A 20,575-nucleotide genomic window follows, 5' to 3' on the forward strand; every position below is an offset into this window, starting at 1 on the left:
GGCGCAAGGATGTGTAGCCTGAGTGAGTGTCTGGAAGTGTCGATTAAACAGTGCTTGTTTAGCGGTCTGACACCGAGCCTTGTGGTGGCTGTACCGGCCTCTTCGCGAGCAAGCCCGCTCCCACAGTTGATTTGTGTCGGTCACAAATAATGTGTTCACAGAAGATCCAGTGTGGGAGCGGGCTTGCTCGCGAAGAGGCCCGGAAGAACACCCTTTATCTCCCGGTCAAACCACCAGAAAATGAATCCGGAACAAAAAATTGCGCACATCCACCTAACGCTGATTATCGCGATACTGGCTCGGTGACAGGCTGGTCAGGGCGCGAAACTGTCGGCTGAAGGCACTGTGGTCGGTGTAGCCGCAGCGCAGGGCGATTTCGGTGATGGGCAGGTCGGTGTGCAGTAACAGCCGCGAGCCTTCTTCCAGGCGCGCCTTGTGAATCATCTGCCGTGGGGTGAGCTGGAATACCCGCTTGCAGTGACGCTCCAGTTGCGCCACGGAATAGCCGGCGATGGCGGTCAGTTCGGCGAGGCTGATGGGGCGGGCGAAGTGGCTGCGGATGTGCGCATCCACGGCGGCGAGTTTCTGGAACGCGGGGTGGTTGGACTGGGGGGATTGCAGGTCGCGGGAGATCCCGGCCAGGCCAACGATCTGACCCTGTTCATCCTGCAAGGCGAGTTTGTGGGTCAGGCACCAGATCGGTTGGTTGCCGTAATACAGGTGCAGCTCCAGTTGGTCGGCCAGTTCGCGGCCGCTGGACAGGACCCGCCGATCCTGTTCGGTGTACAGCGGGCCGAAGCGTTCCGGGAAGACCATTTCGGCGGTGCGCCCCAGCAACTCCTCGGGATGTTTGAAACCGCAACGCCGGGCCAAAGTCTGGTTGACGAAGGCGTAGCGGGCTTCGCTGTCCTTGATGAAAAACACCACATCCGAGAGGGTATCGAGCAGCGGCGCAATCGGCTGCAGGCTGTTCAGCAGCGTTGGCAGGTCGCAGGGTTTGAAGGTGCTGAGCGAGGGATACATGGCGCTGGGGTCTGAGGGCGACCCCGGGATCATAGAGGCTCGGCAGCGTGGCCGAAACCCCCGAGGGGGAATCAGGCTGGCGGGGTGTCGTCCAGGCACATCAAGGTCTCGATTCGCGCCGGGCTGAAGGGTGGGCGGGGCGCCGAAGGTTGCCAGCCGAACAGGTGCTGCACCGCACCGCCGCACACCCGGCCCTGACAGGCGCCCATGCCGCAGCGACTGGCCAGCTTGGCTTCGCGCCAGTCAGTGTGCCCGGCCAATGCGGCGTAGGGCACGTCTTCGCAGCGGCAGACCAGGGTGTCGGGCCGGGCCAGGGACTTGAGTGGCGGGGCGAGGGCGAATGCCTGATTCAGTGCCTTGGCAAAACCCTGCCAGCGTGCCCGGCGCGGCCACAATTGGCGGGCCGCTTCAAGGTTACCGACCGCCGCGTGACCAGCAATTGCACCTTCGACCAACGCCAGTTCACTGCCACCAAACCCGGTGCATTCGCCTGCCGCATAATGATCGGCACGGCTGCTGGCCTGCCAGGCATCCACCGCCAACGCCTGACCCTCGATGGCATAACCCAGTGCCTGGCCCAATTGAATGTTCGGGATCAAGCCGAAACCACAGGCCAGCCGATCACATTCCAGTTCGACGATTTTGCCTTGCTGTTGCAGGCGCACGCCTTCCAGTCGATCAGTGCCTAGGGCGGCCAGCACGTGAGTCGCGGTGCGGTAATGGCGATCGAGCAAGCTGAACGATTGCAACCATTTGGCGGGCCAGCGGGGCAGTTGCGCGGCGAAACCGGCGACGGCGGTGCGTGAGGCTTGCTCGGCGATGCGTTGTACTTGGGCGCCCTGTTTTTTCGCGGTGGCGGCACTCGCCAGTAATAGCGGGCCGCTGCCGGCGATCACCACGCGCTCACCCTGCACCGGCACACCGGCCTTGATCAGCGCCTGCAGGCCACCGGCCCCGGTCACGCCAGGTAATATCCAGCCGGGGAAGGGCAGCAGCAACTCGCGGGCGCCGGTGCACAGAATCAGTTTGTCGTAACTGATCAACCAGCCGTCGTCATCATCTTCGACCAACAGTTGTTTCGGACCGGGACTGGCGATCACCCGGGTGCCGGCGTGATGGCGGATGTTGCTGCAAGACTGCAAACGCTCACGCAGGCGACGGGCCTGATCGGGCACGTTGGCTTGAGGGCCGTCACGCCAGATTTGCCCGCCCGGCAGCGGATTGTCGTCGAGCATGACAATGCGTGCGCCGCTGGGTGCGGCGGCAAGGGCGGCGGCCATGCCAGCGGGGCCCGCACCGATGATCAGCAGATCGGCGTATTCGTTCATGAGCGTGTCTCCACCTGCATGCCGTCTCGGCACAAAGTCTGGCAGGCCAGGCGTCGCCGGCCGTCGATGGTCACCCGGCATTCCTGGCAGATGCCCATGCCGCACAGCGGTGCGCGGCGCTGACCACTGACCGACGTGCGCGTGCAGCCGTCGCTGCCCAACGCCAAGGCAGCGGCGACGCTGGTGCCCTCGGCCACCTTCAAGGCGCGGCCGTCCAGCAGCAATTCAGGCATAGGCAGGTTCTCCGAGGAAGCGCTGGGGCAAATAGGGTTGAGCGGGCAGTGGCGGGGTTTCATCGAACAGTTGCGCCACCAGCAAGTCGGCGGTGCCGGGGGCCGTGGTGACCCCCAACCCTTCATGACCGACCGCCAGCCACAAGCCCTGGCGCTGTGGATGCTGGCCCACCAGCGGCAGGCCATCGGGGCTGGCGGCGCGAAAGCCGGTCCAGGCGCGGATGCCGTTGAGCCGGGCCAGCCCCGGCATGTACTCGGCGGCGCGCTTGAGCATTTTCGCCAGCATCCAGCCTTCGACTTGCGGGTCGGTGGTGCCGAATTGCCGCGAGGCACCGATGAACAATTGCCCGGTGGGGCGCGGCTGAATATTGCAGGCGGTCGACGGCCCCGTGGCGTTGTGGGCGCTGGTGACGTAACCCAGTTCGACCAAGGTGTGGGTGACGGTGCGGGGGTAGCGATCGGTAATCAGCAGGTGACCTTTCTTCGGCTCGATGGGCAACTCCGGGCAGAGTTCGTTGGCCTGAATACCGTTGGCCAACACCACCGCTTCGGCGCTCAACCAGTGACCGTCATCGAGGCATACGCGGTTGCCATCGACCGCGCTGACCCGTGCCCGGCGTTGACGGATGTTCGGCGTGTCGAGCATCCAGCTAGCCGTCGCCGGCGCATAAAGAATGCCGTCGCCATTGATCAGCAAACCGCCTTCCAGACCTTCGCGCAGTTCCGGTTCACGCTGGCGCAAGGCACTGGCGCTGATCAATTCGCACGTCACGCCCTGGGCTTTCAGGTTCAAGTATTTGCCATGGGCGACCGCCATTTCCTCGGCGTTGGCCGCGAGCCACAGCGTGCCGTTGTTGCGGTAGGCGCAGCCGTCGGGCAGGTCCGGCGCCAGTTCGTGCCAGCGTCGCAGGGAATATTGACTCAGGGCCAGCTCGGCCGGATTGTCATCGAGCACCAGCAGGTGGCCCATGCCCGCCGCCGTCGCGCCGTGCAGGCCGGCGTCCAGCACCAGCACCTGCAAGCCACGACGGGCCAGCGCCTGGGCACAGGCGGCACCGATGATGCCGGCGCCGATCACGATCACATCGGCCACAAGGCCCTCGTTCATGGACGAATGCCCCAGGCGAACGGATCATCCTGTTCGATGATCAAACTGGCTTCGGCGCTGATAAAAGCGCGGCCGCGAATGGTCGGCACAACGCGCTCGCCCTGCCATTCGTAAGAGCCTTCGAACTCGCTGCCGATGACACTGGCCTGGCGCCAGATCTGTCCCGGTTGCAGTTTGTCGTCCGCTGCCAGGCACGCCAGTTTGGCACTGGTGCCGGTACCGCACGGTGAGCGGTCATAAGCCTTGCCGGGGCAGAGGACAAAGTTGCGGCTGTCGGCGTGATCGTCATCGCTGAACAGCTCGACATGGTCGATCAGCCCGCCGTCTTCGCCACGTATACCCTGGGCCTCCAGCGCCTGTTGCACGGCGTAGGTGTAAGCGGTCAGCGCGTCGAGGTTATCGCCGGCCACCCGCAGGCCATGCTCCGCGATCAGGAAAAACCAGTTGCCACCCCAAGCGATATCGCCGACCACCTGACCGACATCTGGCACCTGCAACACCAACGCCTTGCGGTAACGGTAGGCCGGCACATTGCGCACGCTCACCGAATGATCTTCGTGCAGGGTCGCCTGCACCGTACCCACCGGCGTCTCGATGCGGTGCACGCCGGGGCTGATCTTGCCCAGATGCGCCAACGACGCCACCAGGCCAATCGTGCCGTGGCCGCACATGCCCAGGTAACCGGTGTTATTGAAGAAAATCACCCCGGCACACGCACTCGGGTCCACAGGCGTGCAGAGCAGGGCACCCACCAGCACGTCACTGCCACGGGGTTCGAGCACACAAGCGGCGCGCCATTGATCGTGATGTTCGGCGAGCCGCTGGCGGCGTTCGGCCATGCTGCCGGTGCCCAGGTCAGGAAAGCCGGCAGTCACCAGACGGGTCGGTTCGCCGCCGGTGTGGGAGTCGATCACGGTGATGCGTTTCATGGGAGGGCCACGTCCGTTCAGATGAGTGAACGAAAGAGTGGCCTGTGCAGCGGGGTGTCGGCTTGATGGATTTATCCTGTGCCGATGACGAAATCAGCACAGCATCCTGAAGGCTCAGTGCGCGTGAGGCAGGTGTTCGAACAGGGTCTTGCAGACCCCGGCAATGTGCTCGTCCAGCAGCTTCACCGCCAGATCCACATCCCCGGCACGACAGGCTTTGATGATCTCACGGTGTTCGTGATCAGCCCGTTCCTTGCCGGCCGACAGGCTCATCTGCATGCGCAGGTAGCGCTCCAGCTTGTCGTTGACCGAACGAATCAGGCTGACCAGAAACGGTCGTTGCGCCGGCTCGTAGAGGCAAGCGTGCAGCTCCCAATTGAGCTCGGCCCAGCGGCCCACGTCGTCCTCGCCGATGAATTCCTGACAGATGCGCTCGGCACGGGCGAAGGTTTCTTCGGTCATGTTGGGAATGGCCAGGCGCAGTATCTTGTCCTCCAGCAACATCCGCACTTCGAACATCTGCGCCAGCTCGGCATCGGAAACTCGCGTGACCATCGCCCCGCGATTGCGCTGGAACATCACCAGCCCTTCGGCCTCCAGCCGCTTGAGGGCCTCGCGCACAGGGATCTTGCTGACGTTGAACTGGCGGGCAATGTCGTCCTGGCGAATCGGCTCGTCTTCGGCGAAATGCCCGGCGACGATCGCGTCCCGCAGATGACGGGTGATGATTTCCGAGGTCGAAGGGGTATTGCCAAGGTCAGGAGCGTTGAGTTTGGGTAGGTTCACGGCAGCGGTCGTTTGGAGTGAGATGGCGATAGGGTATACGAAATTCTTTCGCTGCGAAGTTCCAGGCGATGGCCGCCCGAAGATACAGGCATCAGCGGGGCGCCACCCAGACGCTTCGCGTGGGATTTCACGGGCCTGAATAGTCATTCGGCAGCGCGTCGGCCGGGGTTTGGACGGGATGGCCGAGTGGATATCTGCGCGAAGCCGATTATGCTTCAAGAAACCTTGCAGCGATGCGAGGCCGTCAGCCTGTTTGCATGCTTTGCGCAATCCGTAATCCGATGACATCAGCCCTGGGGCCTGGGTGCGGTAAAAAAATAATGAGGTACTCCGGCCTATAACAAGAGCAAGACGGAGAACAATCATGGCCGCAATCGACAATACGACCACAGGCAGCGCGCCCCACCACGGGATCACCAGGGAGGAGCGCAAGGTCATTTTCGCCTCGTCCCTGGGCACCGTGTTCGAGTGGTACGACTTCTACCTTTACGGCTCCCTCGCCGCGATCATCGCCAAGCACTTCTTCGCCGGCGTCAACGAAACAACGTCCTTCATCTTCGCGCTGCTCGCGTTCGCCGCCGGCTTCGCGGTACGTCCCTTCGGCGCCATCGTCTTCGGCCGACTGGGCGACATGATCGGGCGCAAGCACACGTTCCTCATCACCATTGTCATCATGGGTATCTCCACTGCCGTAGTGGGCTTTCTGCCCGGCTATGCGACCATCGGCGTGGCGGCACCGATCATCCTGATCACCCTGCGCCTGTTGCAAGGCCTGGCCCTGGGCGGTGAGTACGGCGGTGCGGCGACTTACGTGGCCGAACATGCACCCAAAGGCAAACGCGGCTACTTCACCTCGTGGATCCAGACCACCGCGACCCTCGGCCTGTTCCTTTCGCTACTGGTGATCCTCGCCTGCCGAACCATTCTCGGCACCGAAGCCTTCGAGGCCTGGGGCTGGCGGATTCCGTTCCTGCTGTCGATCCTGCTGCTGATCGTCTCGGTGTACATCCGCTTGCAACTCAGCGAGTCACCGGTGTTCTTGAAGATGAAGGAAGAAGGCAAGTCGTCCAAGGCGCCGCTGACCGAATCCTTCGCCCGCTGGGAAAACCTCAAGATAGTGATCATGGCGTTGCTTGGCGGTACCGCCGGCCAGGCGGTGGTCTGGTACACCGGACAGTTCTATGCGCTGTTTTTCCTGCTGCAGACGCTGAAGATCGACCCGCAAACCGCCAACTATCTGATCGCCGGCTCATTGCTGATCGGCACGCCGTTCTTCATCGTATTTGGCAGTCTGTCCGACCGCATCGGCCGCAAGGGCATAATCATGGCGGGCTGCATCCTCGCGGCGCTGACCTATTTCCCGATCTTCCATGCGTTGACCCAATATGGTAACCCCGACGTGTTCGCCGCGCAGGAGAAGAACCCGGTCACGGTGATCGCCGATCAGAGTAAGTGCTCGTTCCAGTTCGACCCGGTGGGCAAGGCCAAATTCACCAGCTCCTGCGACCTTGCCAAGACCGTACTGGCGAAGAGGGCCATACCCTACAAGAACGAGAAGGCTGAGCCAGGTGCAATCGCGCAGGTCCGCATCGGCGACAAGGTGATCCCGAGCTTCGAGGGCACCGGCATGCCGGCCGCCGACTTCAAGGCCCGCAACGATGCCTTCGTCGCTACCCTCGGCACCGCCCTCAAGGACGCCGGTTACCCCGAGAAGGCCGACCCGGCCAAGACCAACTATCCGATGGTGCTGCTGCTCCTGACCATCCTGGTGATCTACGTCACCATGGTCTACGGCCCGATCGCCGCCTGGCTGGTGGAACTCTTCCCGGCGCGCATTCGCTACACCTCGATGTCGCTGCCGTACCACATCGGCAACGGCTGGTTCGGCGGCTTTCTGCCCACGGTGGCGTTTGCCATGGTCGCGGCCACGGGGGATATCTACTACGGGCTGTGGTACCCGATCGTTATTGCCGTGATGACGGCCATTCTTGGCACGTTCTTCCTGCCGGAAACCAAGGATCGGGAAATTCATCACACATAAGATTGGCACCCGCCCTCTCCCGCAAGGGGGAGGGCAATGTGCGGTATCAGGAAGCTTTGAGCGTTAGCGCTTACGACGATGGCCAGTGATCATCGACAGAGGCAGGTTTTCACGCAAGCGCAGGCTTTCCACCAACGCTGCGACGATATGCACACAAACCAATGCGAGCAGTGCATTGGCCATAAACTCGTGAACATCACGTAGCCAGTCTTCGCCCCAGAAATAGTCCACTTCTTCCATCAAAAAACCGCTGATACCCAGACCGGTCATCAACAGCAGCATGAGGACCATCACCAGTGCACCGATGGGCGAGTGCCCCATGCGGTGATAGCCCTTGCCGGAAAACAGCGCGCGGCCATGCCGGGCGATACGCGTCGGGGTCGGCCAGAAGTCTGCCCAACGCGCCGCTGGCGGGCCGATGAACCCCCACACCACGCGCACCAGCACGACAGCCACGGCGTAATAGCCGAGCCAGCGATGCCAGCCGTCTCCTTCCTCATTGAGGAAGTAGTCGCTGATGAAGACAACCGCCAGGGACCAATGACAAACGCGTACGAGGGGGTCCCAGAGGCGCAGGGTTTCAGCTTTCACAGGGGGCCTATTCGATTTCTTCTTTCACGACTTTGCCGGTGACCGGGTCAAAGTAGATCTCGACTTTGCGCTTGTCTTTGTCCCAGCCGTAGATCTCGTAGCAATTGCCGCTCGTGACTTTGAACTTCTTGATGTTGTAGCCCTTGGCCTTGAGATCTTCCTGAAACTTGGCCTGGTCCTGCCATTGGGCCTTGTCGGCTGTGGTGCATTGAGTCCCGGCGAAAGCCAGGGGGGAGGCGGCAAGAAGGGAGAGCAACAGAAGTTTACGCATGGGTTTTCCTCGACATATTGTTGTTGTCTGACAACGCGAGAGATTCTCATCACTCTCCGCGCGCTGAAGGTTAGTTGAGCTTTGAATCGTTGTCACTGGATTGCTGGCTGCGAACAAACGCCCGGGTGTTTGAACCGCTGTAGGAGCCAGGCTTGCCGGCGAAGGCGTCCTTCAGAGCGCCTTCGCCGGCAAGCCTGGCTCCTACATGTCCGATTTGGACTGAAGACCGATTGGTCCTTGACCTGACGTCCCAGTTCCACGCCATAAAGCAGGCTGTGGTTCATCCCGGCCAGCGTGGCCTGTTGCTTCAGTTCGGTCTGGTTGAACCAGCCGTCTTCCTTGCGCTGCACGTTGCCGCGATTAAGGAGTCGACACATTGGCCGTTGAATTTCACATGCGGAAAAACGTATATTCGGAAAAACGCATATGAGTACACCAACCCAGAGCAACCCAATGGCAGACCACCTGACGCCGACCACTGTTTTCAAATGCCTGGCTGACGACAACCGGGTCCGCATGATGCTGCTTATCGCCCGTGAGGGAGAGCTGTGCGTCTGCGAGCTGACCTGTGCGTTGAATGAGAGCCAGCCCAAAGTCTCCAGGCACCTGGCGCAATTGCGCACCTGCGGATTGCTCTCGGACCGTCGGCAAGGCCAATGGGTTTATTACCGGCTGCACCCGAATCTCCCGGACTGGGTGCATCAGGTGCTGACCTTGGTGCTCGAAGCCAACAAGCACTGGTTGAGCTCTGATGCCAAACGCCTTGAAGACATGGGTGACCGTCCTGAACGGGCAGCGGTTTGCTGCCCGGCTTGATGATTCCAGAAGCGCACCCCCTGACAACAGAAACAGAGCACACCAACATGACTATCAAAGTGGGCATCAATGGTTTTGGCCGCATCGGTCGCCTCGCTCTGCGAGCAGCCTGGCGCTGGCCAGAGTTTGAATTCGTGCAGATCAATGATCCGGCAGGTGACGCGGCAACCCATGCGCACCTGCTGAACTTCGACTCGGTGCATGGCCGTTGGAATGACCAGGCCGACTCCGAGGGCGACAACATCGTCATCGACGGCAAACGCATCAAGGTAACGGCCAACAAGGCGATTGCCGACACCGATTGGTCGGGCTGCGATCTGGTGATTGAAGCCAGCGGCAAGATGAAGACCGTCGCGGTGCTTCAGGCTTACCTCGACCAAGGCGTCAAGCGTGTGGTGGTCAGCGCCCCGGTGAAGGAGCAGGGCGCGCTGAACATCGTCATGGGCGTCAACCATCAGCTGTTCAACCCGGCGGAACATCGCATTGTCACCGCCGCGTCGTGTACCACCAACTGCCTGGCGCCGGTGGTGAAGGTGATCCACGAGAAACTGGGCATTCGCCACGGCTCGATCACCACCATCCACGACCTGACCAACACGCAAAGCATCCTCGACCAACCCCACAAGGATCTGCGCCGTGCCCGGGCGTCGGGCATGAGTTTGATCCCGACTAGCACCGGCTCGGCCACCGCGATTGCCGAGATCTTTCCCGAACTGCGTGGGCGTCTGAATGGCCACGCCGTGCGCGTGCCGTTGGCCAACGCTTCGCTGACCGATTGTGTCTTTGAAGTCGAGCGCGTCACCACCGTCCAAGAAGTGAATCAGTTCCTCAAGGACGCGTCCGAGAACGAACTCAAAGACATTCTCGGTTTCGAGGAGCGTCCACTGGTGTCCATCGACTACCGCACCGACCCGCGCTCATCGATCATCGATGCGCTGTCGACCATGGTCATCAACGGCACCCAGGTCAAACTTTATGCCTGGTATGACAATGAATGGGGTTATGCAAACCGCACCGTGGAACTGGCCAGAATGGTCGGCCTGGCCGTTTAAGGGGCGGTGATGAAAGCGTTGTCAGCCCTCGCTCCGCCACTGCGGCAGTATTTGCTCGTGACGGGCAATTACTGGGCCTTCACCCTCACCGATGGTGCCTTGCGCATGTTGGTGGTGCTGCACTTTCACGCGTTGGGCTACAGCCCGCTGCAAATCGCGGCATTGTTTCTGTTCTATGAACTCTTTGGCGTGATCACCAATTTGCTGGGTGGTTATCTAGGCGCTCGATTGGGCCTGAACCGGACCATGAACATTGGGCTGGGGATGCAGGTTGTGGCGTTGTTGATGCTGACGGTGCCAGCGGCCTGGCTGACGATTCCTTGGGTGATGGGCGCGCAGGCGCTATCGGGGATCGCCAAAGACCTGAACAAAATGAGCGCCAAAAGCTCGATCAAGCTTCTGGTGCCCGATGGACAGCAGGGCACGCTTTACCAATGGATAGCCATCCTCACCGGCTCGAAGAATGCACTCAAGGGTGTCGGTTTCTTTCTTGGCGGGGCATTGCTCGCCCTGACCGGGTTCAAAGGGGCATTGCTGGCCATGGCGGGTGTCTTGGCGCTGATCTGGGTCAGTAGCTTGCTTCTGTTGAAAAAGGATCTGGGCAAGGCCAAAGCCAAGCCCAGGTTTCGCGACATCCTGTCCAAAAGCCGGGCGATCAACATTCTGTCAGCGGCCCGGATGTTTCTGTTCGGTGCTCGCGATGTCTGGTTTGTCGTGGCTTTGCCGGTGTACTTGAGCAGCGTCTTTGGCTGGGACTTCTGGAAGGTCGGTGGATTCCTCGCGGCCTGGGTGATCGGCTACGGCATCGTGCAATCGTTCGCGCCGCGAATCACTGGCAAGAAACGGGGGCATGTTCCTGATGGTCGCGCTGCCTTTCTGTGGGCATTTGCTCTGGCAGGCCTGCCCGCGGCAATCGCTCTGGGACTGAACACCGGGTTGTCGCAACAGGGGGTGCTGTTAGGCGGATTGATGGTCTTTGGTGCGCTGTTCGCGGTGAATTCCTCGCTGCACAGCTACCTGATCGTGTCCTATGCCAAGGAAGACGGCGTGTCACTGGACGTGGGTTTTTACTACATGTCCAACGCCATGGGACGGCTGATCGGCACCGTGCTCTCTGGCTGGGTTTATCAGGCTTTCGGGCTGGGGGCGTGTTTATGGATATCCAGCGCATTTGTTATTTTCGCGGCATTGATCTCTGTGGCGTTACCCCGGCATGCCAAGGCGATTCAACTGCCCTGAAAGCCGCTGTTTCATGGGCTTTACACCAAGTAAGAAAGTTTAATTTCTAGTGTGCTTATTATGTGGGTGCCATTTTTCAGGCGTCAAATAGTTGAAGTTTCTTATATGGATCGAAAAGTAATTAGTCTTAGCGCAATTTATTCATACGCATTTATTAAAACTTAAGCCATAAATAAACGCACCAGACCAGGCTGCGAGGAAAACTACAAGACCCGGACAACCAAAAGTTTCGCCACAATAAAAATCCAATCCTCCTTATAAGTCGGTGATCATCATGATTAAATTCATGACCTACTTTTTAATAGGAGCTGTTCTTGCAGGATGCAACGGTATGGTAAAGCCCGACTTGTCGGGGCCTGCCAATGATTCATACTTTTCAGTCTTCTCGGGCTTTCCTTTGCCTTATCTGTACATGGCCTCGGCCGTGCAATGGAACGAAGACTATGCCGTCACCACTCGCCACACCCCTCTCGTTCGCAATGTGAAATACAGCTGCAGCACTGGTTGCGACCTTGTTTTCATCCAGCACAAGGCCGACGGCCGCTACCCGTCATGGCGCGCACCGCGTGTGGGTGAACACATCACTGCCGTGGGGGCGAGCCCCTACATGACCACCGTCAGCGGGCAAGGCAAGGTGTATTCGGCGCCTTTCATCAATAGCAATGAAGGCAGCGGCGAACGCTATGCCATTCATGATGCCCCGATAATAAAGGGGATGTCGGGTGGCCCCGTCATCGCCAATGACGGCAGCATTGTCGGTATCAATGTCGGTTTTTTCTCCACCTCTTTTAATGATGTGAGTTTTCACCCCGGGTTAAAGGGGGCTGAGAGAGTCAGCGTCTTTATCCCTTACTCGATCATTCAGCGTGAATGGGAGTTGATGCAGGTGAAACTTAACGATCCGCACGGCGCGAAGTACGCGAAGAAGTAACGTTGAATTGTCGTCAATCAATTGACCGTCGGGATGGGGTTAATCGTAGTGGGTATGATGAACCCCATCATGGCTGGTTAGTTGAATCCAGGCGTATATTGATTGTGTCGATCCGGGTCATTGAGGCGATAGCAGATCGCTGGCGGTGCGACAGACGAAAGGCTGGGGGGCTAGCAGATATCCCAGAACGTTTGGAGGTGTGACATGAGCCAATATCAACGACTCTTTCTAATAGCCGGCCCCACCATGCGTCACACGCCGGCACTGCAGCGGGCCGTCGCCCTTGCCGAGGCCACGGGTGCAGCGCTGCATATCACGGTGTTAATCGAAGATTTCAACATCTTGGGTTTGATCCACGCCAGTGCGCGGTTTCGTGAGGCTTGCCAGCAAGAGAACGAAAAATGGCTCAACGATGAAGCCGATCTGATCCGTGGACGCGGAATCAACCTGAGTACCGAGGTGCTGTTCACTCGCGACGCGTTGCAAGAGATCCTTCAGCACGTGACAACAACGCAGGCGGATCTGGTGATCAAGGACGTGCAGCATGAGTCGGCGCTCAAACGCGTTTTCATCACGCCTCTGGATTGGCATCTGCTGCGTGAATGCCCTGTGCCCGTGCATCTGGTCAGCGAAGTCAGTTGCCCACTTCCACGCGTGATTGTGGCGGCCGTCGATCCGTCGCATCCAGAGACTCAGATCACCGGAATCAACGACCTGATCATCCAGGCTGCGAACGAATTGGCAACGCAATGCCATGCAGAAATGCATCTGCTGTATGCCTACGATCTATCGCAGACACATATATCCGATGCGGGCGCGGGTGCAGTGACGATGCCCGGCTTCAACAGCGACGTGCGCAAGTCTTTGCATAAGTCATTCATCGCATTGGCCGATCATTACGGCGTGCCCACCGAACGGCAACACTTCGTTGCAGGGCCACCAGGCAAAGCATTGGCCGATTTTGCAGCGCATCACCGGGCCGACGTGATCGTCATGGGCAATGCCCATCGCAAGGGGCTGGAAAAATGGGTGGGCAGTACCACGGAGCATGTTCTGTATCGGGTGCCCTGCAACATTCTCGCCGTCGCCGGGCAAGCGGATCAATGAATGGATCCGTTGTTAAGTGAGCTGGAAACGGGGCCTCGGCGGCCGCCTCGGGATTTTTTCAGGGCGCGTGCCGAGATATCCCGGAAGGTGTCACTGTCGGTCGCCGCGAGCAGCTTTGCACCGTCCTTCATTGTGGCCATAAAGGTCACCTCGGTGTTTTTTCCGGCGAGCAGATAGCCGGCGATGGCGCCGACGGGACCGAGCAACATGGCACCCGCGAGCCCCAGGCCTATGGCGGACTTTATATTCTTATTCGAATCAGTGTTCTGAACGGTTAGATCTTTAAACTCCGAGACTGGGAAGCTGGTTCCAAGCCGGGGTTTGAGGGACGTTTTGAGGGTGATGGTTCCAAGGTGATATTCCCCGTCGCACTGCGGGAAGTCACCGGCGAGTACTATGATCTTTGCCATATGGAATGTTCTCTTGGAGCGATCATTTTTGGGTAGAACATTGCGCGCGCCCAAAGCCGAAACGTCAACGATCCGACGATGAGTGGCATCCATGAATTCGCGATATACAAGTGCCGATTCTGCAAAAGAATTTCATACTCAGAGGTTCTCGGGGCGAAGGGTATTTCAGGAGCCCCGACCCGGCGCTGCGACATGGACGTTTTATAACGTTTAGCTCAAGCAGGCAGAGAGTGCGCTTTAATCCTCCGCTGGTTCGACAGGTTTAATCGCGACCAGAATCAAATGTTCGGCATCATCAACAGACCTTTCAGCCGAGAGGGTTTAACGGGGGATTAATGGACTTCTGGACCACCACGCAGGTATCGATTCTAGGGTTGGTTGAAGGGCTCACAGAGTTTTTGCCCATCTCCAGTACGGGACACCAGATTATTGCCGCGGACTTGCTCGACTTCGGCGGTGAGCGAGCCATGGCATTCAATATCATCATCCAGTTGGGGGCTATTCTGGCGGTCGTCTGGGAGTTTCGTCGCAAGATTCTGGAGATCACGACCGGTTTGCCGACCCAGCGTAATGCGCAACGTTTCACTTTGAATTTGTTGATCGGTTTCTTGCCGGCGGTTGTTCTGGGTGTGATGTTCGCCGACAAAATCCATGAGTATCTTTTCAACCCGATCACCGTGGCCGTGGCGCTGGTGATTGGCGGAATCATCATGTTGTGGGCCGAACAACGCGAGCATGTGGTGGTGATCGATCACGTTGACGAGATGCGCTGGACCGATGCCTTGAAAGTCGGTTGCGCACAATGCCTGGCGATGATCCCTGGCACTTCGCGCTCGGGATCGACGATTATCGGCGGCTTGCTGTTTGGCCTGTCACGCAAGACAGCAACCGAGTTTTCGTTCTTCCTGGCAATGCCGACGATGGTAGGCGCCGCGGTGTACTCGGGCTATAAGTACCGCGACCTGTTCCAGTCCGCAGACTTGCCGGTGTTTGCCTTGGGGTTTGTTGCCGCATTTCTCTTTGCGATGATTGCCGTGCGCGGTTTGCTCAAGTTCATCGCCAACCATAGTTATGCGGTGTTTGCCTGGTACCGGATTGCGTTCGGTTTGCTGATTCTGGCGACATGGTTTTTGGGTTGGATCGACTGGAATCATCTCTCGGAAGGGGCGTAGGTTTTCCTGGGTTTTGTGGCGAGCGAGCTTGCTCGCGTTGGGCTGCGTAGCGGCCCCAAAAATCTGACAACCGATTTTTGTGAGTGCTACGCACTCAAGCGGGAGCAAGCTCCCTCGCCACAGGTTTCTTCTCCGGGCGGATCTAAATCTTGTTAACGCCTGCCAATGGCAGGCTGATGCGCTGTTCACGCTGCAGGAAATTCATCATCAGCAGCACCCGTTCCTCGCCGTCCATGGCCAGGAATACCGCCTCAAGATCGGAGAACGGACCTTCAGTGATGCGCACCGTATCTCCGTGCCTCAACAACGTTGTCACGATCGCCTGACTGTCTCGCTCCTGGAGCTCGTCGATCAGCGCATCGCGGATCGGCAGTGGCTGACCGCCGAACCCGACGACTCGCGAAACACCGCGGGTCGAGCGCAGCGGACCCCAACTGTCCTGAAGGCTCAGTTGAATAAACAGATAGCCCGGAAACAGCGACTCGCTGATCACTCGACGCTGCCCGCGCAAAACGCGCTCACGCCGGTAGGTCGAACGAAAACAGGCGTAGCCCTGGCGCTGTAAATGCTCTTCGGCGCGTTCATCCTGTTTGGGCTTGCACTGAAGCAGATACCAGGCTTTGTCGGTGTGTTCTGCAATCGCGTTCATTCGAATTCCCTCCCAGCATCGATTTGCCTCAGCAGTTCGGCGGTTTTGTCCTGCATGAGCGAGCTGTCGCCGCGGCTTTCCACGGTCAGGCACGTCACGCCATCATCGTCCAGAAGACGCAAGCTGAGACGCCAGTCGGCAAAGACCAGGTTCAGCCCATCGCTCTCGTCGATGTCGAGGGCATCGGCGGCGTAACGCTGCCTGATGCTCGCCATTAACGCCGGACCATCCTTGACGTGACGGCGGATTTCCCCGGAGGAGGGGAAGGCACCGATGCGTTCCACCAGCAGCACCGGCTGTTTCTGCACCCGGGGAAAAATCAGCTCCGACGCGTAGGCGCGCACGATGAGGTACGCGAGGTTGTTTTTAAGGTCAGCGCCATACGGGCGGCGACTGTCACCTGCCTTGAAACCGCTCAATGTCTTCATAGAGGCTTCGTCCATAGGGAAATAAAGACCATAAAATCAATTCGATAACGCACACGTTTGTCAGGGTTCAGCGCCGTCACAAGGTGTTCTGATGCAGGTGCTCGAAACAGAAGTTGGTGGCTTCGATGTAACCTTCAGCGCCGCCGCAATCGAAGCGTTGGCCCTTGAACTTGTAAGCCAGCACGCAGCCATTTTGGGCCTGCTTCATCAAGGCGTCGGTGATCTGGATTTCACCGCCCTTGCCAGGCTCGGTGTCAGCGATCAGGTCGAAGATATCGGGCGTCAGAATGTACCGGCCGATAATGGCCAGGTTGGATGGGGCGTCTTCCGGGCGGGGCTTTTCGACCATGCTGTTGACCCGGTAAATACCCTCGCGAATCAGCTCGCCGGCAATCACGCCGTACTTCTGAGTCTGCTCACGGGGCACTTCCTGAATGGCCACGATCGAGCAGCGGAACTGCTGATAGAGCTTGATCATTTGCGCCAGTACGCCATCGCCCTCAAGGTTCAGGCACAGGTCGTCGGCCAACACCACGGCGAATGGCTCATCACCGATCAACGAACGACCGCTGAGAATCGCGTGACCCAGGCCCTTCATCTCTACCTGACGGGTATAGGAAAAAGTGCAGGTATCGATCAGCTCTCGAGTGCCTTCCAGGTACCGCTCTTTATCGGTGCCACGAATCTGGTGTTCGAGCTCGAAGCTGACATCGAAATGATCCTCCAGCGCTCGTTTGCCCCGGCCGGTGACGATGGCCATATGTTGCAGGCCGGCGTCACGCGCTTCCTCGACGGCGTACTGGATCAGCGGCTTATTGACGATCGGCAGCATCTCCTTCGGCATGGCCTTGGTGGCGGGCAAAAAGCGGGTCCCATAGCCGGCAGCGGGGAATAGGCATTTACGAATCATGGAAGCGTCCTTGAAAGTAGACAGATGGAATGGCTAATGGCAGTAGGAAAAGTTCGACGGGTTGTCGGAACCGGTAACGCTGGAGAGTGCGGGCTCTAAATGGCTCGTTCACTCGCGAAAAATGTTGGCAACGCTGCATGAGCAGCGAAAGGCCAGTACGCCATGTTTCTCGCAAGGCGCAGGCAGAGAGAAAGATCGCGCGGTCGCTTGGTCGGCGAGCATGCCTGGTTATTCCACCGCATGCTTCTGACGCAACCCGCTGTAAATAAAGTTATTGCCCAAGGCATCTCTTACCCAACTTCTAACCGAATGTCTGACGCCCTGGCAATTCACTAACGGAGCGACTATATATTAGCCGCTCGCTATTTCGGTGTAATTTAGATTGAACGGTCGCGGGAAAACGGCAATTGTTAGAAATTGTCTGGATAAATTGTCGAACTGTTATTTTCAGTGTTCAAAGAGTGAAATGTTATTTTTTGTCTGAAGAAAAAGTTGGGGGCTGTTCAAACGTCATGGTAATAAATACGCACTGATGGTTTGAAAGTCTCAGCTGCAGTTACTGGGGTTATACATACCCGGATTCATTCGTAGTTTAAAGCTCTTATGTTCGGCAAGTGCTATGTCACCGCCAATGTTGACAAGACGGGGAATGTTATCTTGCTTAAAAGGGTTTTGATTGTCTGCGTCGGCAATATTTGCCGCAGTCCCACCGCGGAGCATCTGCTGCGCGGGGCACTCGTTCATTCCGATATCGAGGTCAGTTCGGCTGGTCTCGCTGCCTTGGTGGGCAAACCCATCGAGCCGACGGCACACGCCCTACTCAAAGAGCATGGTCATCTGCCCGATGGGCATGAGGCCGCTCAACTTACGCCTCAAGCCGTCAGCGAGGCGGACTTGATTCTGGTGATGGAGCGGCGGCATGTCAGCGGCGTACTCAACATTGCCCCTGAAGCGCGAGGCAAAGTGTTGCTATTGGGCAAATGGCAAGACGATCGCGAAATCAGCGACCCCTACCGTCAAGGCAAACCTGCATTTGTGCACGCTTATGCGTTGATCGAAGAAGCCGTACTCGCATGGGCACAGCGCCTGGCGCGCTGATGGCCACTCCTTTTTGAATCGTAATACAGGCAAAGAATCCGACTTATGCAGCAAGCACCGGTAGTTAACGTGCGGGACGACGACAATGACGAGATTGATCTTCTCGGCTTGTTTGGAACACTCATCGACCATAAATGGCTGATTGCCGCGGTAACCGGCGCCTTCATGGTGGCTGGGGCCGCGTACGCGGTGCTTGCGACCCCGGTATACCAAGCGAATGCGCTGTTGCAGGTTGAAGCGAAAAAGAACGATTTGTTGGGTTTCTCCGATGTCAGCAGCATGTTGGGAAAAGAGTCGCCTTCGGCGACCGAGATCGAGCTGATCAAGTCTCGTGCGGTGATTGGCAAGACGGTTGATAACCTGAAACTTGATATCGTCATACAACCGATGTACTTCCCGGTGGTCGGTGAGTTCCTGGCGCGTCGATTCCAGAGTAAGAATCCCGGTGAAATAGCCGACCCCTTGTTGGGCTTGAACAGTTTCGCCTGGGGAGGGGAGTCGCTGAAGATATACAAACTGGATCTTCCCGACTCGCAACTGGGCAAGAAGTTGACCCTGACCGCGGGTGAAAATGGTCATTACACCCTGGTGGACGAAGACGACAACCTATTGGCAGCCACCCAGACTGGGCAACTTTTCGAACAAAATGGCGTTGCGTTCCAGATAGAGGAAATGCACGCCAATCCTGGAACCCGCTTCAGAATCATCCGCAATTCTCGCCTGACCAGCATCCTCGACTACCAAGAGGATTTGGATGTATCCGAGCGCGGTAAAGAGTCGGGCATTATCGGGCTGGCGCTGGAAAGCACCGATCCGAATCAGGCCATTAAAACCCTCAATGAAATTGCCGCTATTTATGTGCGGCAAAACGTAGAGCGCACTTCAGCTGAGGCAGCGCAGAGCCTGGCGTTTCTTAAAGAGCAACTTCCGGTGGTCAAGAAGGACCTGGAAAAAGCCGGGAATGCCTTGAATGAATACCAGACGCGCAGCAAGTCCGTGGACATCACGCTCGAAACCAAAGCCATTCTCGATCAGATTGTCGGGCTTGACACCAGCATTTCAGAGTTGAAACTGCAGCAAGCCGAGATGGACCGCAAATTCACCCGCCAACATCCCGCCTATCGTGCCTTATTGACTCAGATCGGTGAGTTGAGCAGCAAGCAGAAAAGTTTGGCGTCCAAGGTGGAGGGCCTTCCCTCCACCCAGCAAGAACTGCTGAGCCTTACCCGGGATGTAGAGGTCGGTACTGCCATTTATACCCAGTTGCTGAACAAGTCTCAGGAACTGGATGTGATGCGCGCGGGCACCGTCGGTAACGTGCGTCTCATCGACACAGCGGACGTCAATTTCCTCAAGCCGGTCAAACCGAAAAAAGCCTTGATTGTATTGATCGCCACCATTCTTGGCGGTTTCCTGGCGGTGGCCCTGGTGCTGGTACGCAAGGCGCTGAACCGGGGACTGGAAAGTCCGGAAGCCATCGAGCAACTTGGGTTGCCGGTCTATGCATCGATTCCTTACAGCATTCTGCAGAAAAGTGAAGAAGACAAAATCTCCCGTGGACGGGGACGTTCCGGCGCAGGTACTACGTTGCTGGCCGTCAGCCATCCTACCGATCTGGCAATTGAGGCACTGCGCAGTTTGCGTACCAGTCTGCACTTCGCCATGCATGAGGCCGACAATAACCGCCTGATGATTTCCGGGCCTAGCCCTCAAGTGGGTAAAACGTTCGTATCGGTCAACCTCGCGGTGGTGATAGCGCAAACCGGGTTACGGGTATTGTTGATCGACGTCGACATGCGTAAGGGCTATCTGCACAAAGTGCTAGGTACTTCTGCAGACAATGGGCTTTCCGATATCCTGGCCCGGCGCTGCGATATGGCCACCGCCATCCATAAGACCCAAATCGACAACTTCGATTTTGTTAGTCGAGGCCAGATCCCGCCCAACCCTTCCGAGTTACTGATGCATGCCAATTTCAGCGCGCTATTGGAACAGGCGAGTGAACTCTACGATCTGGTGATTCTCGATACGCCGCCACTACTGGCGGTGACAGATGCGGCGATCGTCGGACGCCAGTCCGGGACCAATCTGATTGTTACGCGCTATGGCCTGAACCCGGCGAAAGAAATCGAGTTGACGGTCCGCCGGTTCTCCCAGAATGGCGTCGCCATTAAAGGTGCGATTTTTAACGGCGTGGAGAAAAAGGCGTCCAATAAATATGGCTACAGTGATTATGGTTATTACAATTATGCCTACGCCTCCGATAAAAATTGATGAGTATTGAACAGATCGCATCATAAATTCATATTTTTGATGGTGCTGGTGTTGTTCTTTAGTGCTCATCTTATTGCTACGCGGGATCATGCCAATAGGCATGATCAAACCGATATTTCATGAGAGCACCCACGTCCTGAGGAAGATGACGAAAAATCCTGGGGCGGTAGCGTGTCAAA

At 58.0% G+C, this 20,575-nt stretch carries 21 protein-coding genes; 9 read left to right on the plus strand and 12 right to left on the minus strand.

The annotated features are described in order from the left end of the window. Positions 1-273: 273 nt before the first annotated feature. The 6 genes from KW837_RS27445 to KW837_RS27470 all read right to left on the minus strand — a co-directional run bounded on the left by KW837_RS27445 (position 274) and on the right by KW837_RS27470 (position 5,407). On the minus strand, positions 274-1,023 hold the full coding sequence (locus KW837_RS27445) for an AraC family transcriptional regulator (protein ID WP_218399220.1): 750 nt from the start codon (positions 1,021-1,023) through the stop codon (positions 274-276). 71 nt (positions 1,024-1,094) lie between these two features. Continuing rightward, positions 1,095-2,351 (minus strand): FAD/NAD(P)-binding oxidoreductase, encoded by a 1,257-nt coding sequence (locus KW837_RS27450; protein ID WP_218399221.1) that lies wholly within the window; start codon positions 2,349-2,351, stop codon positions 1,095-1,097. Further along, positions 2,348-2,584 carry a (2Fe-2S)-binding protein gene (locus KW837_RS27455; RefSeq protein ID WP_063340377.1) on the minus strand — a complete coding sequence of 79 codons (237 nt, stop codon included), beginning with the start codon at positions 2,582-2,584 and terminating at the stop codon, positions 2,348-2,350. The genes KW837_RS27450 and KW837_RS27455 overlap by 4 nt, the downstream gene beginning before the upstream one ends. Beyond that, on the minus strand, positions 2,577-3,692 hold the full coding sequence (locus KW837_RS27460; protein ID WP_218399222.1) for an FAD-binding oxidoreductase: 1,116 nt from the start codon (positions 3,690-3,692) through the stop codon (positions 2,577-2,579). Before KW837_RS27460 ends, KW837_RS27455 begins: the two co-directional genes overlap by 8 nt. Then, positions 3,689-4,621, minus strand: coding sequence for a 4-hydroxyproline epimerase (locus KW837_RS27465; protein WP_218399223.1), 933 nt, complete (start codon positions 4,619-4,621; stop codon positions 3,689-3,691). Before KW837_RS27465 ends, KW837_RS27460 begins: the two co-directional genes overlap by 4 nt. Before the next feature lie 114 nt (positions 4,622-4,735). Then, entirely contained in the window at positions 4,736-5,407 is a 672-nt protein-coding gene (locus KW837_RS27470) for a GntR family transcriptional regulator (protein ID WP_007900901.1), read from the minus strand. Between the two features lie 364 nt (positions 5,408-5,771). Here KW837_RS27470 and KW837_RS27475 point away from each other — a divergent pair, with 364 nt between their 5' ends. Then, a complete protein-coding gene (locus KW837_RS27475; protein WP_218399224.1) occupies positions 5,772-7,448 on the plus strand; it encodes an MFS transporter in 1,677 nt (558 codons plus the stop codon). A 63-nt stretch (positions 7,449-7,511) separates the two neighbouring features. Here the strand turns inward: KW837_RS27475 and KW837_RS27480 are convergent, their stop codons facing one another. Together KW837_RS27480 and KW837_RS27485 are read right to left on the minus strand one after the other, a co-directional pair. Beyond that, positions 7,512-8,039 carry a cytochrome b/b6 domain-containing protein gene (locus KW837_RS27480; protein ID WP_218399225.1) on the minus strand — a complete coding sequence of 176 codons (528 nt, stop codon included), beginning with the start codon at positions 8,037-8,039 and terminating at the stop codon, positions 7,512-7,514. Positions 8,040-8,046: 7 nt separating this feature from the next. Beyond that, positions 8,047-8,310 (minus strand): PepSY domain-containing protein, encoded by a 264-nt coding sequence (locus KW837_RS27485; protein ID WP_007900892.1) that lies wholly within the window; start codon positions 8,308-8,310, stop codon positions 8,047-8,049. Between the two features lie 453 nt (positions 8,311-8,763). Here KW837_RS27485 and KW837_RS27490 point away from each other — a divergent pair, with 453 nt between their 5' ends. The 5 genes from KW837_RS27490 (at position 8,764) to KW837_RS27510 (ending at position 13,455) form a co-directional block, all read left to right on the plus strand. After that, positions 8,764-9,126, plus strand: coding sequence for a metalloregulator ArsR/SmtB family transcription factor (locus KW837_RS27490; RefSeq protein WP_218399290.1), 363 nt, complete (start codon positions 8,764-8,766; stop codon positions 9,124-9,126). Between the two features lie 47 nt (positions 9,127-9,173). Continuing rightward, positions 9,174-10,178: an ArsJ-associated glyceraldehyde-3-phosphate dehydrogenase gene (locus KW837_RS27495; RefSeq protein WP_192343381.1), complete on the plus strand. Its 1,005-nt coding sequence runs from the start codon at positions 9,174-9,176 to the stop codon at positions 10,176-10,178. Between the two features lie 9 nt (positions 10,179-10,187). Beyond that, a complete protein-coding gene (arsJ, locus tag KW837_RS27500) occupies positions 10,188-11,417 on the plus strand; it encodes an organoarsenical effux MFS transporter ArsJ (protein ID WP_218399226.1) in 1,230 nt (409 codons plus the stop codon). A gap of 331 nt (positions 11,418-11,748) precedes the next feature. Then, positions 11,749-12,348, plus strand: coding sequence for a serine protease (locus tag KW837_RS27505; protein WP_218399291.1), 600 nt, complete (start codon positions 11,749-11,751; stop codon positions 12,346-12,348). Positions 12,349-12,552: 204 nt separating this feature from the next. Further along, positions 12,553-13,455 carry a universal stress protein gene (locus tag KW837_RS27510; RefSeq protein WP_218399227.1) on the plus strand — a complete coding sequence of 301 codons (903 nt, stop codon included), beginning with the start codon at positions 12,553-12,555 and terminating at the stop codon, positions 13,453-13,455. On the opposite strand, the gene KW837_RS27515 is transcribed toward KW837_RS27510, so the two are convergent. Continuing rightward, positions 13,449-13,865, minus strand: coding sequence for a hypothetical protein (locus tag KW837_RS27515; protein ID WP_192343384.1), 417 nt, complete (start codon positions 13,863-13,865; stop codon positions 13,449-13,451). The genes KW837_RS27510 and KW837_RS27515 overlap by 7 nt on opposite strands. Before the next feature lie 335 nt (positions 13,866-14,200). Here KW837_RS27515 and KW837_RS27520 point away from each other — a divergent pair, with 335 nt between their 5' ends. Continuing rightward, positions 14,201-15,037 carry an undecaprenyl-diphosphate phosphatase gene (locus KW837_RS27520; protein ID WP_123497711.1) on the plus strand — a complete coding sequence of 279 codons (837 nt, stop codon included), beginning with the start codon at positions 14,201-14,203 and terminating at the stop codon, positions 15,035-15,037. A gap of 142 nt (positions 15,038-15,179) precedes the next feature. Here the strand turns inward: KW837_RS27520 and rfaH are convergent, their stop codons facing one another. The 3 genes from rfaH to galU form a co-directional block, all read right to left on the minus strand. Beyond that, entirely contained in the window at positions 15,180-15,686 is a 507-nt protein-coding gene (rfaH, locus tag KW837_RS27525) for a transcription/translation regulatory transformer protein RfaH (RefSeq protein ID WP_218399228.1), read from the minus strand. After that, the gene (locus KW837_RS27530; protein ID WP_218399229.1) at positions 15,683-16,114 is read right to left on the minus strand and encodes a phosphomannomutase; all 432 of its coding nucleotides are present in this window, start codon (positions 16,112-16,114) and stop codon (positions 15,683-15,685) included. The genes rfaH and KW837_RS27530 overlap by 4 nt, the downstream gene beginning before the upstream one ends. A gap of 76 nt (positions 16,115-16,190) precedes the next feature. Further along, positions 16,191-17,024, minus strand: coding sequence for a UTP--glucose-1-phosphate uridylyltransferase GalU (gene galU, locus KW837_RS27535; RefSeq protein ID WP_218399230.1), 834 nt, complete (start codon positions 17,022-17,024; stop codon positions 16,191-16,193). A 603-nt stretch (positions 17,025-17,627) separates the two neighbouring features. On the opposite strand from galU, the gene KW837_RS27540 reads away from it, so the two are divergent. Both KW837_RS27540 and KW837_RS27545 read left to right on the plus strand, forming a co-directional pair. Next, positions 17,628-18,122, plus strand: coding sequence for a low molecular weight protein-tyrosine-phosphatase (locus tag KW837_RS27540; protein WP_008074717.1), 495 nt, complete (start codon positions 17,628-17,630; stop codon positions 18,120-18,122). Between the two features lie 45 nt (positions 18,123-18,167). Then, positions 18,168-20,396, plus strand: coding sequence for a polysaccharide biosynthesis tyrosine autokinase (locus tag KW837_RS27545; protein ID WP_218399231.1), 2,229 nt, complete (start codon positions 18,168-18,170; stop codon positions 20,394-20,396). Positions 20,397-20,575 lie beyond the last annotated feature (179 nt).

The sequence above is a fragment of the Pseudomonas sp. PDM24 genome, from assembly GCF_019218905.1.
Taxonomy (GTDB): domain Bacteria; phylum Pseudomonadota; class Gammaproteobacteria; order Pseudomonadales; family Pseudomonadaceae; genus Aquipseudomonas.